Source organism: Rathayibacter sp. AY1E2 (genome assembly GCF_002932325.1).
Lineage (GTDB): Bacteria > Actinomycetota > Actinomycetes > Actinomycetales > Microbacteriaceae > Rathayibacter.
On sequence record NZ_PSVO01000003.1, the window covers coordinates 221,354 to 236,133 of the forward strand.

Consider the following 14,780-nt stretch of genomic DNA (forward strand, 5'->3'; position numbering starts at 1 on the left):
CCGACGCTAGGGTCCGCGGCCACCCGGCTCCAACCCGCCGCTACACACTTCTTCACATCGTCACGAGTCGTCACAGAGCGGCGTCCTCACGGGGGAAGGGTCATCGTGGACGCATGTCAGCGCCATCGGACGGGACCCGCTCCCTCGTGATCGTCGGGGGAGGTCCCCGCGCGGTCGGGGTCCTCGAGCGCCTCGCCGCGAACGCCGCCGAGGACGCCCTCGGGCCGGCCTCGCTCGTCGTCCACGTCGTCGACCCGTACCCCGTCGGCCCCGGCCGAATCTGGCGCTACGAGCAGTCGCCGCTGCTGAAGCTCAACTCGCTCGCAGCCGACGTGACGATGTTCACCGACGCGAGCGCGACGATCGAGGGGCCGGTGCGCCCCGGACCCTCGCTGATCGAGTGGGCGGAGGCGGTGCGGGCCGGCCGGATCGCGCTCGCAGAGGGCGACGAAGCCGTGCGCCGCGAGCTCGACGGGCTCCGCGCCGACAGCTTCCCCACCCGCCGGCTGCAGAGCCTCTATCTGCGCTGGTTCCACCGGGAGGCGCTCGCCGCTCTCCGCCCTGACGTCGAGGTCCGCGAGCACGCGGCGCGCGTCATCGAGGTGCTCGGCCGCGACGACGGTGCGCAGCGGGTCGTCCTCGACTCCGGCGACGTGATCGAGGCGGACCTGGTCCTGTTCTCGCTCGGGCACAGCGGCGCTCTGCCGACGGTCGACGAGACCCGGCTGGCCGGGTTCGCCGAGCGCCACGGCCTCGCCTACCTGCCGCCGTCGTTCACGGCCGACGCCGACCTCGGATCCCTCCGCGCCGGACACGACGTGATCGTGCGCGGCCTCGGCCTCGTCGCGGTCGACCTCCTGGTGCTGCTCACCGAGGGCCGGGGCGGCCGCTTCGAACGGGACGACGCCGGCGGACTGCGCTACCACCCGTCGGGACGTGAGCCGCGCATCCTGATCGGCAGCCGCCGCGGGGTCCCCTACCACTCGAAGATCGGCTCGACGCTCCAGGGAGCCGCGCCCGAGCCCCGCTGGTTCTCGGCGTCCGTCGTCGAGGAGCTGCGCTCGCGACACCGCCCGCTCGACTTCAGCGAGGACGTCTGGCCCCTGATCGCCCAGGAGATGCTCTGGGGCTACTACCGTGAGCTCTTCACCGGGCACCCCGACCGGGTGAGCACCGACTGGACGCACTTCTCGGAGGTGTTCTCGCGGCTCGACCCGCGCGCCTCGGTCCTCGCCGGCTCCCGCGGCCCGCGACCCGAAGCGGGACAGGGGTACGCTCTCCCCGCACTCGGGGCCGACGCCGAGCGGGTCCTCGGAGATGCGCGGACCCTGACCGCGCTCGTCGCGGACACTGTGCCGGACAGCCTCGACAGGCTGCTCCTCCCCGATCTCGACCGCCCGTTCGCCGATGTGCGGTTCGCCGACGGCTCGGCGCTGCAGGAGGCGGTGCGCGCCTACATCCGGGACGACCTGGCTCTGCGCAGCCGGCAGGAGCACAGCGCCACGATGGCGCTCTTCCTCGCGCTTCTGCGCAGCCACTTCCTCGTCGCCGATCTCACCGCGTCCGCGAGGTGGACGCCCCGCTCGCGGATCGAGGATCTGCACGGATGGTGGCTCGGCTGGTTCAGCTTCCTCGCGAGCGGGCCGCCCGCGCACCGTCTCGAGGAGCTGCTCGCACTCTCGGACGCGGGCGTCGTCGACTTCCTCGGCCCGGGCATCCGTGTGGAGTCCTCCGAAGAGGAGGGCCGCTTCGTCGCGAGCGGCGGGGCGACCGATCAGGTCGTCCTCGCTGACGCTCTCGTCGACGCGCGCCTCCCCCGGACGTCCGTTGCGAGGAGTGACGACGCGCTGATGCGAGCGCTCGTCGCGTCGGGGTCGGCGGTCGAGGACCTCGTCGACGTCGGCGACACTCTCCTGTCGACCGGGAGGCTGCGCGTGCACCAGGACGACACCCTGCTGCGCTCGACGGCGGGAGGCCGCGTCGGCCGCCGGTACGCGATCGGCCCGTACACCGACTCGCCGTTCGTCGGCGCCTTCTCCCGGCCGGGCACGAACGCGGTGTCGTTCCGCGAGAACGACAAGGTCGCGCGCGCGCTGCTGCGCCGCCTCCGCGCACTCGACGACGAGGAGCTCGTCCGAGCCGGCACCCTGATCCGAGGAGCACGATGACCGCCGCCCCACCCCTCAGCCTCGCCGTCGCCCTCGAGGGCGCCGGCTGGCACCCCGCGTCCTGGCGCGAGCCTGGCGCCCGTCCCGACGCGCTCTTCACCGGCGCGTACTGGGCGGACATCGTGCAGCGGGCGGAGCGCGGCGGGATCGACTTCGTGACGATCGAGGACTCCTTCGCCCTGCAATCGGCGGACCCCTTCCTGGCCGACGACCGCACCGACGAGGTCCGCGGCCGGCTCGACGCGCTGCTGATCGCCTCCTACGTCGCCCCCCTCACGAGCCGCATCGGTCTCGTGCCCACGGTCACCGTGACGCACACGGAGCCCTTCCACGTGTCGAAGGCAGTCGCGACGCTCGACCACCTGAGCCGGGGGCGGGGCGGTTGGCAGGTCAGGGTGTCGTCACGCGTCGACGAAGCCTCGCACGTCGGACGACGAATCGCGGCGATCGTGCCGCCGGAGCCGGGCACGCCCCTTCTCGAGGACCCCGCGATCCGCGCCGTCGTCGACGAGCTCTTCGAGGAGGCGGCCGACGCCGTCGAGGTCGCACGGAGACTCTGGGACAGCTGGGAGGACGACGCCGAGATCCGCGACGTCGCCACCGATCGCTTCCTCGACGCCGACAAGGTGCACCGCGTCGACTTCGCAGGACGCTGGTTCTCGGTGCGCGGCCCCGCGATCACTCCCCGGCCGCCGCAGGGGCAGCCCGTCGTCGCCGCGCTCGCACACGCCGACATCCCGTACCGTTTCGCCGCGCGCTCGGCCGACGTCGTGTTCGCGACGCCTCAGAACGCAGCGGACGCCGAGAGGATCCTCCAGGAGATCGCCGAGGCGGAGCGCGGGGCGGGGCGCACGGGCGAGCGCCTGCGGGTCCTCGCCGACCTCGTCGTCGTCCTCGACACCCCGGCGGAGTCCGCCGCGGCCAGACTCTCGCGCCTCGACGCTCTCGGCCGACCGCTCACCGGCGACGCCGCCGTCGCCGCCGGGTCGGCCGCGTCCGTCGCCGACCGCATCGCCGAGCTCTCACGGCTCGGCTACGACGGCGTCCGCCTCCGACCCGCGGTTCTCGCCACCGATCTGCCGCTGATCGCCGACGACCTCGTGCCCGAGCTGCGCCGACGCGGTCTGCTCGTCGGGACGGAGGAGGGCCGCACCCTCCGCTCAGCCCTGGGCCTGCCCACGTCGATCCCGAACCGCTACGCCTCCGAGGAGCAGTCATGACGCGGCGACCGAAGCAGATCGTCCTCGCCGCCTACGTGGGCGGGGTGAACGAGCACACCCTGTGGGAGCACCCCGACGCCGGCAGCCAGGTCGACTTCTCGACGTTCCGCCGCGTCGCAGAGACCGCGGAGCGCGGGCGGTTCGACTACTTCTTCCTCGCCGAGGGTCTGGCCCTGCGGGAGCGCGCGGGGCGCCCGTTCGACCATGACATCGCCGGACGACCGGACACTCTGCCGCTCCTCGCCGCGCTGGCCGCGGTCACGGAGCACATCGGCCTGGTCGGCACGCTCAACGCGACGTTCAACGAGCCCTTCGAGCTCGCCCGTCAGATCGCGACCCTCGACCACCTCTCAGGCGGACGAGCGGGGTGGAACGTGGTCACGTCCTTCGACGCCTTCACGGGCGCGAACTTCCGCCGCGGCGGCTTCCTCGACCGCGCCGACCGCTACGCCCGTGCCGAGGAGGCCGTCCGCGCGGTGACGACGCTCTGGGACACCTGGACCTCCGACGCCGTGCGAGCCGATGCCCCCTCCGGCGAGTTCCTCGCCGACTCGTCGACGGGGTCGTTCGCCGTCTCGAGCAGCCAGTTCGACGTCTCCGGCCGTTTCACCGTGCCGCGCAGCCCGCAGGGCCGCCCGGTGATCGTGCAGGCGGGCGTCTCTCCGCAGGGTCGCGACTTCGCGGCGTCGAGCGCCGACGTGATCTTCTCCCCCTACCACCGGGGACCTGAGGCGCACGAGTTCGCGCGCGACATCGCGGCCCGGGTCGCGGCGGCGGGTCGCCCGGCCGGCTCCGTGCGGATCCTCCCGTCAGCCGCCGTCGTCCTCGGCGGCACCGCTGCGGAGGCGGAGGAGAGAGCGCGGTGGATCCGCGATCAGCAACTCACACCGCGCACGATCCAGGTGCTCTTCGAGCAGGTCTGGAACCGGGACCTGTCGGGCTTCGACGTCGACGGGCCGGTACCCGATCTCGAGCCCGACCTCGAGGCGCCGCCGCTGATCGAGGGCCGCGCACTGATCCACGGTGATCGCGCGGGGACCGTGCGCGCCTGGCGTGCGCTCGCTCAGGAGCGCGACCTCACCCTCCGCGGTCTCGCCGAGACCGTCTTCGACCGCACGGAGTACGTGGGCACGGCTGAGCAGGTCGCCGACCGTCTCGACGAGTTCGTGCAGAGCGGAGGCGGCGACGGGGTCGTCCTCGGATCGCACCTGCACCCGGGTGGTCTGGACGAGTTCGTCGACCGCGTCGTGCCGCTGCTGCAGGAGCGCGGTTCGCTGCGCACCGAGTACGAGGGCACGACCCTGCGGGAGAACCTCGGCCTGGAGATCCCCGCCCGGCCGTGACCTCATCCCCTCCGCCCCCTCTCCGACCTCCGAAGGAAGACCATGACCGACGCCTACTACGACCGCGCAGCCGACCGCCGCTACACCGCCGCCTACAAGAAGGAGACCCCCGACGTCCTTGCGGCGTTCACCGCCTTCGACACCGCCGTCTTCGCTCCGCAGGGTCGCGAGATCCCGCTCAAGTACCGCGAGCTCATCGCCTACGCCGTGGGCATCAGCAAGCAGTGCGTCTACTGCATCGACGGCCACGGCCAGAACGCCGTGCGCGCCGGTGCGACCGAGACCGAGCTCGCCGAATCAGCCTGGGTCGCAGCCGCCATCGGAGCCGGAGCCGCCTTCGCGCACGGCCGACTCGGCTTCAAGCTGACCGAGGACCACCCGCACTGATCGTGCCCCCGCCCCAGTCCCTCCTACCGATCGGCCGATCATGACGAACGAACCCGCCTTCAGCATCACCCTCACCCCCTTCGACGAGGACTACTCGCCGGCCCGGAGCTCCCGGATCACCACCAACTTCGCGAATCTGGCCCGCGGCGAGCGCCGCCGGGAGAACCTCCGGACCGCGCTGCGGATGATCGACGACCGGTTGAACGATCTCGTGCCGGGCGACGATCCGAGCCGCGGCCGCTACACGGTCGGGCTCGACATCGTCTCCGTCGGGCTGCGGCTCACCACGGACGGCGAAGACCGGGAGTTCCCCCTGCTGGAGGTCCTGCGCACCCGGATCCTCGACCGCCGCACCGGCCGATGTCAGCCGGGGACACTGGGGAACAACTTCTCCTCCTACCTCCGCGACCACGACTTCAGCGTGCGGCTGCCGGCGGTCAACGCCTCGCAGGCCGGCTTCACCGTCCCCGACGACTTCGGCGTCCTGCACGGCGCGCTCTTCCAGCACTTCCGGGACTCCGCGCAGTACGCGGAGCTCTCGTCGACGCCGCCCGTCATCTGCATCAGCGTCTCGACGAGCAGGACGTACCGGCGCACCGGGACCCTCCAGCCGATCCTCGGCGTCGAGTACCGGCAGGACGAGCCCTCGCTGACCGACCGGTACTTCGCGGAGATGGGCCTCGGGGTCCGCTTCTTCATGCCGCCCGGCAGCACGGCGCCGCTCGCGTTCTACTGCGGCGGCGACCTGCTGGAGGACTACTCGGACCTCCAGCTCATCGCCACCATCAGCACGATGGAGACGTTCCAGAGGATCTACCGGCCCGAGATCTACGGCGCGCGCTCGGCCGCCGCTGACGTCTACCGGCCGGACCTGGAGCAGCAGGACTACGTGCGGCCCGCGGTCTCCTACGACCGCGAGGAGCGCGGCCGGCTCGCGGTCGAGCAGGGGCGGTTCGCGGAGGAGCACCTCATGAAGCCGCACGGGGAGCGGCTGCGGCAGTGGGCCGCCGGGTACTCGGGAGCGGTCCGATGAGCGCCCGCGGATCCTCGACGTCCCTCCCGCTCCTGCCCACCTCGATCGCCGGCAGCCTGCCGAAGCCGTCGTGGCTCGCGCAGCCGGAGACCCTGTGGTCCCCGTGGCGGCTGACCGGCGACGCCCTGGCCGAGGGCAAGCAGGACGCCCTGCGCGCCGCCGTCCACGAGCAGCACCACCGGGGCCTGGACATCGTCAGCGACGGGGAGCAGACCCGGCAGCACTTCGTCACGACGTTCATCGAGCACCTCACGGGTGTCGACTTCGAGCGGCGCGAGACGGTGCGCATCCGCGACCGGTACGACGCGAGCGTGCCGACCGTCGTCGGCGCCGTGGGGCTCGAGAGGCCCGTGTTCGCCGACGACGCCCGGTTCCTGCGCGAGCAGACCGATCAGCCGATCAAGTGGGCGCTGCCCGGCCCGATGACGATGATCGACACCCTCTCCGACCGGCACTACGGGAGCCGCGAGAAGCTGGCGTGGGAGTTCGCGACCATCCTCAACGAGGAGGCGCGAGCCCTCCAGGACGCCGGAGTCGACATCGTCCAGTTCGACGAGCCCGCCTTCACCGTCTTCTTCGACGAGGTGCACGACTGGGGTGTGGCCGCGCTGGAGAGGGCGGCGGAGGGACTCCGCATCGAGACCGCGGTGCACATCTGCTACGGCTACGGGATCAAGGCGAACACCGACTGGAAGGCGACCCTCGGGTCGGAGTGGCGGCAGTACGAGGAGTCGTTGCCGCTCCTCCAGCAGTCCTCGCTCGACATCGTCTCGCTGGAGAGCCACCACTCCCACGTGCCGATGGAGCTGATCGAGCTCGTCCGCGGCAAGAAGGTCATGCTCGGAGCGATCGACGTGGCGAGCGGGACCGTCGAGACGCCCGAGGAGGTCGCCGACACCCTGCGCCGCGCCCTCCGGTTCGTCGACGCGGACCTGCTCCTCCCCAGCACGAACTGCGGCATGGCACCGCTGCCCCGCGACCTCGCCTGGGGGAAGCTCAGCGCGCTGAGCGCGGGAGCGGCGATCGTCCGCGAGGAGCTCGCGCCCTGACCGGCCTCCGGGGAGACGTGTCGCGGCCGGCCCGTCTCCCCGGAGGTCCCGCCCGCCTCACCCCTCCGCTCGCGCCTCCTGCGCCGCGATGTCCTTCATCGCCAGGTCCGCCCGGCGGAACTGGTCCGTCTCCGGAAGCGCGAGGTGCAGTCCGGCGACGGTAGTGAGCGAGACCGTCACCTCGGCCACGGTCACGTCGAGGACGTGCCCGCCCTTCTCGCGGGCGTCGTCGACGTAGTGCAGGTGGTACCCGGGGACCGACACGGCCTGCTCGAACTGCGGAGTGCGGAAGCCCGCGATCGTGCCGCGGGTGTCGGCGATGCCGGTGACGCTCTGGTGGGCGGTCGCCTCGATCAGGGGCGGGTACGGCTCGGTCTGCGCGCCCACGGTCCGGGTGCGGACCTCGGTGAACCGGCCGTCGATCCGCAGGGCGACGGGGATGTTCCCGCCGTCGACCGCGTCATCGATCAGCCGGGTGAGTCCGGCGAGACCGGTCGGCTCCTCGACCGTGAACGTCGTGGTCGCGTGGAAGGGCAGCACGGCGGCGAAGGGCGTCCGGTCGTCGCCGTCCGCGACCTGGACGGAGCCGTCGCTGCGCAGGTGGTAGCAGACGCCGTCGACGATCACCATCTCGCCGTCCAGGTGGTTGAAGGTGCCCAGCCCGAGGTCGCCGTGGGTGAGCAGCTCGCCGATCGTCAGGTCCCCGTCGTAGACCCCGGCCAGCAGCGCGGCCATGGTCGAGCTCTGGTAGATCGCGTAGTCGTCGGTCGAGTCGACCGTGTGCGTGCTCATTCGAAGGCGTCCTCGACCAGGTGGGCGGCGATGTCGACGTTGCGGCTGTAGTCCACCGCGACGTCGATGATCGAGACGCCCGGCTCGGCGAGGGAGGCGCGGAAGGCCTCCTCGAACTCGGCGAGGCCGCTCACCCGCCTGCCCGTGGCGCCGAACGCCGCGGCGAACTTCTCGATGTCGTAGTCGCCGAGCTGGACCCCGGACTTGCGGCCGTACTTCAGCAGCTGCTGGAAGCCGACCATGTCGTAGGTGTCGTCCCGCATGATCACGTGCGTGAACGAGAGGCCGAGCCGCGTCGCCGTCTCGATCTCCGTCGCGGAGAACAGGAACCCTCCGTCACCCGAGACGGAGACCACCGGGGTCCCGGGGCGCAGGAGGCTCGCCGCCATGCCCCACGGGAAGGAGACGCCGAGGGTCTGCTGCCCGTTCGAGAAGAGCAGGTGCTTGGGCTCGTACACGCGGAAGTGCCGGGCCATGAAGATGTAGTTCGAGCCGATGTCGCAGGCCACGGTGGCGTCGTCCGAGAGCAGGTCGCGCATCAGGAGCACGAGGCGGGCGGGATCGACGGTCCCGGGAGCCGCCTCGGCCGTCCGCGCCGCGTCGTCGATCCGCTCCAGCTCGCTCCGGTGCCGGGCGACCCGGTCGGCCGCGTCCTCGTCGAGCTGCAGGCCGGAGACGAGCGGCGTGAGGGCCGCGACGGTCTGCGCGAGGTCGCCCTTCAGCTCCAGCGCGGGCAGGTAGTGGTTGTCCAGCGGGGCGTCGACGGAGTCGATGTGGACGATCCGGCGGTCGACGTCGCTGTTCCAGATCACCGGGTCGTACTCGACGGCGTCGTAGCCGATCGCGACGACGAGGTCGGACTCGGCGAGGGCGAGGTCGGCGGGCTGGTTCTTGAACAGGCCGACGCGGCCGAGGTAGTGGTCCTCGAGCTCGCGGGAGACGAGGCCGGCCGCCTGGAACGTCTCGATCACCGGCAGCTCCGTCTCGCTGATCAGGACCCGCAGTGCCGCCACGGTCGCCGGCTCCGACGCGCGGAGTCCCACGAGGAGGACGGGCCGCTCCGCGGTGTTGATCAGGTCGGCGGCGTGGGTGAGGTCCTCGGCGCGCGCCGGACCGCTCGTCGGCCCCGTGGCCGCCCGGGTGATGACCTGCGAGGTCGGCGCGGCCATCACGCTGGCCGAGAGGACGACCGCCGCGGCGCCTCGGGGCTCGGTGACGGCGGCGCGGAAGGCGTTGCTGACCGCCTCCGAGACGTCGTCCGGATCCGTCGACTCGACCGTGTACTTCGTCACGGTGGTGAGGAAGGCGGCCGCATCCATCGACTGGTGCGTGCGCTTGAGGCGGTCGGAGAGCTGCACGGCCCCGGCGAGCGCGACGACCGGGTCCTGCTCTGTGTTGGCCGTGAGCAGGCCGGTGGCGAGGTTGGTCGTGCCGGGGCCGGAGGTCACGAGGACGACGCCCGGGCTGCCCGTCAGCCGTCCCACCGCGGCGGCCATGAAGGCGGCGTTCTGCTCGTGGCGGCAGACGATCAGCTCCGGCCCCTCGTCGGCGAGGACGTCGAAGACCGCGTCGATCTTCGCTCCCGGGATCCCGAAGACGTACTTCACGCCGTTGGCGGTCAGGGTCTCGATCACCCGCCGTGCACTGCGCGTCTCGACGTTCGGCTGCTCCATGGTCCGCTCCGCTCTCTCCTCGGTTGTACCGACGAGCGTAGGAACGGGGGCACCCGGAGCGACCCGGTCAGATGACTCGTTCTGCCGGCGGGCCCGCTGCCCGTCGCCCTGCGGCCGCCCCCTGCCCCGGCCGGTCCCGCACTCCTCCTCCTCGGCGTCCGTGCGCCGAGGAGGAGCTGCCCGGACGGTCCGCACGTGAGCCGCCCCCGCATCCGGGCCGTGCCGCTGAGAAGCCGCACATCCGGGCGCGACGGGCCGGTCCCGGCGCGCCGCGGATGCGAGCATGACCGGAGGAGGCACGGATGCGTGATGCGGTGATGGTCGTGGAGGACGACGTCGAGATGGGCGGGCTCCTCGAGCGCGGTCTCCTCGGCGACGGCTACGACGTCGCCCTCTTCTCCAACGGAGTCGACGCGCTGAACGCGGCGCGCGACGCGGACTACGCCGCGGCGGTCCTCGACGTGATGCTCCCCGGCATGAGCGGCTTCGAGATCTGCCGGCACCTGCGCGCGAGCGGTGCCACGCTCCCGGTGATCATGCTCACCGCCCGCGACGCGCTGCAGGACCGTGTGTTCGGCCTGGACGCGGGGGCCGACGACTACCTCGCGAAACCGTTCCACTTCGAGGAGCTCTCCGCCCGCCTCCGCGCGATGATCCGCCGCGAGCGCCTCACGCACCGCGCGCCGGTCGTGATCGGGAACCTGCGCATGGACCCGTACACCCACTCCGCGACGGTCGACGGCGCCGTCCTGCCGTTGAGCCCGAAGGAGTTCGGAGTCCTCCGCGTGCTCGCCGTGCGTGCGGGCGGGTTCGTCAGGCGGGAGGAGCTCCTGCTCGAGGTGTGGGGGTCGGCGGAGTTCGTGGACCACAACATCGCGGAGCAGTACATCAGCTACCTCCGCCGCAAGCTCGTCGCCGGTGCCGCGTCGGTCGAGATCGTCACCCGTCGGGGTGCGGGCTACCGGCTCGGGGTGAAGCCGTGAGGTGGCGGTCCCTGTCGATCCGGGTGCGGATCACGGTGTCGAGCCTGCTGGTCGCGATGCTGTTCTTCGGGATCGTCGCGATCATCGTCCGCGAGCAGCTGGACCACATCCTCGACGCCTCCACCATCGAGCTGGTCCGCTCGGGAGCGTCGCAGGCGCTGATCGAGGAGAGCCGCGACACCGCCGAGGCGGTCGTCGGCGGCGTCAGCAGGACACTCCTCCTCGCCCTGGCGATCCTCTTCGTCGTGTTCGCGGTGGCCTCCTGGGTCCTCGTCGGCCTCGCGCTGCGCCCCGTCGGCAGGATGCGCGCGATCGCCGACCGCCTGCGCCGCGGACACTCCACCGAGCTGCTCCCCGTCGGCCCGGCGCAGGACGAGCTCTCCGACCTCGCCTCGACTCTGAACGCGCTGATCGAGGATCTGCGGGAGTCCGCGGACCGGGAGCGGCGGCTCGTCGCCGACGCGAGCCACGAACTGCGGACCCCCCTCGCCGCTCTGCGCACGCGGCTGGAGCTCGCCGAGCGGGTGCGCGACGACCCGGCCGCTCTCTACGCCGACGTCGTCGACGCGCAGCGGTCGATCGACCGCCTCCAGTCCCTGACGGACGGACTGCTGATCCTGTCGAGGATCGATGCCGGCACCGCCGTCGGTGATGCGCCGTCGACGGCACTGCGGGAGGAGGTGACCGACAGCGTCGACCGCGCTCGCATGCTCGCCCGCGACCGTGACCTCGCGATCGACTTCGTCGCCCCCGCGTCGGCTCGCGCCACCCGGTATGCCGTCTCGCCGACCGACTTCGGCCGGATTCTGGACAACCTGCTCGCCAACGCCGTCGCCGCGACTCCGGACGGGGGCAGCATCACCGCGACCCTCGTCGAGCGCTCAGGAGAGGCCGTCCTCTCGGTGGACGACGACGGCCCCGGCGTTCCGGAGGCGTTCCTCGCCGTCGCGACCGACCGTTTCACCCGCCCCGACGCCGCCCGCTCCCGCGACGGCGGCGCCGGCCTCGGGCTCGCGATCGTCGCCGGTCTCAGCCGCGCCGCCGGCGGCGAGCTCCGACTCCGCAACCTCGTCCCCCACGGCCTCGGTGTCGACGTCCGCATCCCCGCGACGCAGCCCCACCCGACCTCTCGCAAGGAGAACCGATGATCGACCCCCAGTCCCTCCTCGACGGCGCCGGCCCCTGGGCGATCGCCCTGGTCTGCCTGATCGCCTTCGTCGAGACGGGCCTGCTGATCGGGTTCTTCCTCCCCGGTGACACCCTCCTCTTCTTCACCGGTGTCTTCGTCGCGACCGGCGTGATCTCCCTGCCGGTGCCGCTGGTGATCCTGATGGTCGCCGCCGCCGCGTTCCTCGGCGACCAGCTCGGGTTCGTCATCGGCCGCGCGAGCGGGCCGCGGATCTTCGAGCGCAAGGACAGCGGGCTCTTCAGCCGCTCGAGCGTCGCCCGCACCCAGTCGTTCTTCGACCGGTTCGGCGGCTGGGCGGTCACCATCGCCCGCTTCGTGCCGGTCGTGCGCACCTTCGCCCCCGTCGCAGCCGGCGTCGGGAAGATGCACTACGGCCACTTCGTCGGCTTCAACGCCCTCGGCGCCGCCGTCTGGTCCACCGGCGTGATCCTCCTCGGCTTCTTCCTCGGGCAGATCCCCGGCGTCGCGGACTTCGTGGGGAAGTACATCGACATCGTCCTCGTCGGCATCGTCGTGATCAGCCTCGCCGGCATCGCCCTCACGTACTGGCGGCAGAAGAACCGCGCCGGCCGCGACGCCTGAGCGCCGCGCTCAACGGGTCGGGCGCGGTCGGCGGAGCGCGATCACCGCTACCAGCAGCAGGAACACCGCGAGGGCCGCGAGCGTGACCGGGCCGGTGCCCAGGCCCAGGCCCTTCCGGTCGACCGGATCCGCGAGCCAGTCGCAGACCGAGGCGCCGAACGGTCGCGTGACGACGTAGGCGGCCCAGAACGCGAGGACCGCGTTCCGCCCCGTGAACCGGTGCGCGAGCGCCGGCACCGCGATGACCGCCGCGAACAGGACCGCGGACGGCAGGTAGCCGAACCCGAGCGTCGACGCGGTCAGGTCCCCGGCGGCCGTGCCGAGCGCGAAGGTCCCGGAGACGGCGAGCCAGTAGAACGCGGCGCGGCGCGGCGTCGTGATCGAGTGGATCGACAGCGTCCGCTCCACCCGCCACCACAGGGCGAAGACCGCCGCGAGCGCCACCGCGAACCCGAGAGTCGAGACGAGGTACGGGACCTCGGCGACCACGTGCAGCACGTCGGCGGCCATCGTGCCGAAGACACTCACCATCAGCACCGCCAGCCAGTACACCCAGGGGACGTACCGGCGGACCGCGAACTGCAGCACGAGGGCCGCGAGGAACGCGAGCCCCGTCGCGCCGACCACGATCACCGGGTCGAACGCGGTCGCGAGGAAGTCCGACGCCGTCTCGCCCATCCCCGTCGTCAGCACCTTGAGGATCCAGAACAGCGCCGTCGCCTCGGGCACCGTCGAGGCGGCGTACCGGCCGGCGACGAGATGTGAGCGGATCCGAGGGAGCGGAGGTCGGCGCTGATCGGTGAGGTGCGTCATGCCGCCATGCTCGGGCAGCCTGCGGTACCCGGGCCTGGGGGCTTCGCCGGGTCCGTTGAACAAGAGCACAGCGACCGCACTCCGTCGGCACCGTGTCCGGCGGAGCTCGGCCGGCAGCCGCGCTCGATCGGCCGGACCGTCCCCGCTCGTCGTCGGCGCATCCGGATCCCGGGGCCGCCGGGCCGAGGATCGAGCCGCGCTGCCCGCCGACGGTCTGCTCCGAGAGTCGTCCGACGCTCGCCGCGACGTCCCCGGTCGTGATGGACTTGCCCGCATGATGATCTCTCCGCGCGAGTCCGCGCACGACACGAAGGCAGGCGTCTGATGGCCGAGGAGCGCGCGATCCTCGCGGGCGGATGCTTCTGGGGGCTCCAGGAGCTCATCCGCGACATGCCGGGCGTCTTCAGCACCCGCGCCGGGTACGCCGGCGGCAGCACGCCGAACGCGACCTACCGCCACCACGGCGACCACGCTGAGGCGGTCGAGATCGAGTTCGATCCCGAGCAGCTCTCCTACCGCGACCTGCTCGAGTTCTTCTTCCAGGTGCACGACCCGACGACGAAGAACCGTCAGGGCAACGACATCGGCACGGCCTACCGCTCCGTGATCCTCTTCCTCTCGCCTGAGCAGGAGAGGGTCGCGCGCCAGACGATCACCGAGATCGACGCGTCGGGCCGCTGGCCCGGACCGGTCGTCACCGAGGTCGAGCCCGCGGGAGAGTTCTGGGACGCCGAGGAGGAGCACCAGGACTACCTGCGCAAGCACCCCGGCGGCTACACCTGCCACTGGGTCCGGCCGAAGTGGGCGCTCGACGCCTGATCCCGGTCACGCGGGACGCGGGGCCCCGGGCTCCGCTCCCGCGGGCACGGCTCGCGCGCGGTGCGCGAAGAGAAGCACGACGGCGACCGCCGAGAGCACGAGGGCCGGCGTCGGGGCCCAGGCCGGAGCGAGCGTCACGGTCGCCGCTCCGACGACGGCCCCGCCCGCGAGGCTCGCGACGATGAGCGCCTGGAGGGTCCTCGACCCGGACGAGCGCTCGGCGAGCTCCTGCATCAGGCTCGTGAGCGTGCCCGTGACGAACGTGGTCGTCAGGCCGGCGGCGCCGGAGATCCGCTTCGCGAGCACGGTCTGCAGCCCCAGCGCCGCCGCGCTGGTCGCGATGAACGCGCAGTCCACGAGCAGCGACGTGCCGCCCTGCACCGTCGGCCAGGCGACCGCGACGGCGAGCTGCAGGACGACCCCCACGAGCGCGATCGCGCGGAGCGGACGTCTCCCGTCGCCGGTCGACGGCGTGCGCGCCCGGGTCGTGCGGAACCCGGCGTAGACCGCTCCGGCGAAGAAGACGATCGCCGTGACCGCTCCGGCCGCGGTCGTCAGCCAGCCGGAGCGGGGGTACAGCCCCAGCAGCACCAGGTTGCCCGTCATGTTCGCGGTGAAGATGCCGCCGAGCAGGAGGAACGCGAACGCGTCGGTCGCGCCCGAGGCGATGGCCAGCAGCACCAGGGCGAGCCTGAGGCGCGCGGGGCCGGTCACCGCCGTCACGCGCGG

General features: G+C 72.2%; 14 protein-coding genes. 10 read left to right on the forward strand and 4 right to left on the reverse strand.

Features of this window, described 5'->3' with window-relative positions:
- The first annotated feature begins 113 nt into the window (after positions 1-113).
- The 6 genes from C5C49_RS04585 to C5C49_RS04610 are packed head-to-tail and all read left to right on the forward strand — an operon-like array spanning position 114 to position 7,200.
- Positions 114-2,168: an FAD/NAD(P)-binding domain-containing protein gene (locus C5C49_RS04585; protein WP_104345542.1), complete on the forward strand. Its 2,055-nt coding sequence runs from the start codon at positions 114-116 to the stop codon at positions 2,166-2,168.
- Positions 2,165-3,388 carry an LLM class flavin-dependent oxidoreductase gene (locus tag C5C49_RS04590; protein WP_104226542.1) on the forward strand — a complete coding sequence of 408 codons (1,224 nt, stop codon included), beginning with the start codon at positions 2,165-2,167 and terminating at the stop codon, positions 3,386-3,388. The genes C5C49_RS04585 and C5C49_RS04590 overlap by 4 nt, the downstream gene beginning before the upstream one ends.
- Positions 3,385-4,731: an NtaA/DmoA family FMN-dependent monooxygenase gene (locus tag C5C49_RS04595; RefSeq protein ID WP_104223292.1), complete on the forward strand. Its 1,347-nt coding sequence runs from the start codon at positions 3,385-3,387 to the stop codon at positions 4,729-4,731. Before C5C49_RS04590 ends, C5C49_RS04595 begins: the two co-directional genes overlap by 4 nt.
- Before the next feature lie 42 nt (positions 4,732-4,773).
- The gene (locus C5C49_RS04600; RefSeq protein ID WP_104223293.1) at positions 4,774-5,118 is read left to right on the forward strand and encodes a carboxymuconolactone decarboxylase family protein; all 345 of its coding nucleotides are present in this window, start codon (positions 4,774-4,776) and stop codon (positions 5,116-5,118) included.
- 40 nt (positions 5,119-5,158) lie between these two features.
- Positions 5,159-6,151, forward strand: coding sequence for a putative oxygenase MesX (locus C5C49_RS04605; RefSeq protein WP_104345543.1), 993 nt, complete (start codon positions 5,159-5,161; stop codon positions 6,149-6,151).
- Positions 6,148-7,200 (forward strand): methionine synthase, encoded by a 1,053-nt coding sequence (locus C5C49_RS04610; protein ID WP_104226544.1) that lies wholly within the window; start codon positions 6,148-6,150, stop codon positions 7,198-7,200. Before C5C49_RS04605 ends, C5C49_RS04610 begins: the two co-directional genes overlap by 4 nt.
- 57 nt (positions 7,201-7,257) lie before the next feature.
- On the opposite strand, the gene budA is transcribed toward C5C49_RS04610, so the two are convergent.
- Positions 7,258-7,992, reverse strand: coding sequence for an acetolactate decarboxylase (gene budA, locus C5C49_RS04615; protein WP_104226545.1), 735 nt, complete (start codon positions 7,990-7,992; stop codon positions 7,258-7,260).
- Positions 7,989-9,665, reverse strand: a complete 1,677-nt coding sequence (gene alsS, locus C5C49_RS04620; RefSeq protein WP_104283990.1) for an acetolactate synthase AlsS — start codon at positions 9,663-9,665, stop codon at positions 7,989-7,991. The genes budA and alsS overlap by 4 nt, the downstream gene beginning before the upstream one ends.
- A 302-nt stretch (positions 9,666-9,967) precedes the next feature.
- Between alsS and C5C49_RS04625 the strand changes: the two genes are divergently transcribed.
- Genes C5C49_RS04625 through C5C49_RS04635 form a run of 3 tightly spaced genes read left to right on the forward strand, consistent with a single transcriptional unit; the run spans position 9,968 to position 12,419 of the window.
- Positions 9,968-10,648, forward strand: a complete 681-nt coding sequence (locus C5C49_RS04625; protein WP_104345544.1) for a response regulator transcription factor — start codon at positions 9,968-9,970, stop codon at positions 10,646-10,648.
- Complete coding sequence (locus C5C49_RS04630) at positions 10,645-11,796, forward strand: cell wall metabolism sensor histidine kinase WalK (RefSeq protein WP_258068378.1); 1,152 nt, start codon at positions 10,645-10,647, stop codon at positions 11,794-11,796. Before C5C49_RS04625 ends, C5C49_RS04630 begins: the two co-directional genes overlap by 4 nt.
- Positions 11,793-12,419 (forward strand): DedA family protein, encoded by a 627-nt coding sequence (locus C5C49_RS04635; RefSeq protein WP_104250829.1) that lies wholly within the window; start codon positions 11,793-11,795, stop codon positions 12,417-12,419. The genes C5C49_RS04630 and C5C49_RS04635 overlap by 4 nt, the downstream gene beginning before the upstream one ends.
- A gap of 9 nt (positions 12,420-12,428) precedes the next feature.
- Here C5C49_RS04635 and C5C49_RS04640 read toward each other — a convergent pair whose 3' ends face one another.
- Positions 12,429-13,232 (reverse strand): hypothetical protein, encoded by an 804-nt coding sequence (locus C5C49_RS04640; protein WP_104345545.1) that lies wholly within the window; start codon positions 13,230-13,232, stop codon positions 12,429-12,431.
- Positions 13,233-13,556: 324 nt separating this feature from the next.
- Between C5C49_RS04640 and msrA the strand changes: the two genes are divergently transcribed.
- A complete protein-coding gene (gene msrA, locus C5C49_RS04645; protein ID WP_104226547.1) occupies positions 13,557-14,051 on the forward strand; it encodes a peptide-methionine (S)-S-oxide reductase MsrA in 495 nt (164 codons plus the stop codon).
- A gap of 6 nt (positions 14,052-14,057) precedes the next feature.
- Here the strand turns inward: msrA and C5C49_RS04650 are convergent, their stop codons facing one another.
- Positions 14,058-14,774, reverse strand: a complete 717-nt coding sequence (locus C5C49_RS04650) for a YoaK family protein (RefSeq protein WP_104345546.1) — start codon at positions 14,772-14,774, stop codon at positions 14,058-14,060.
- Positions 14,775-14,780: the final 6 nt, after the last annotated feature.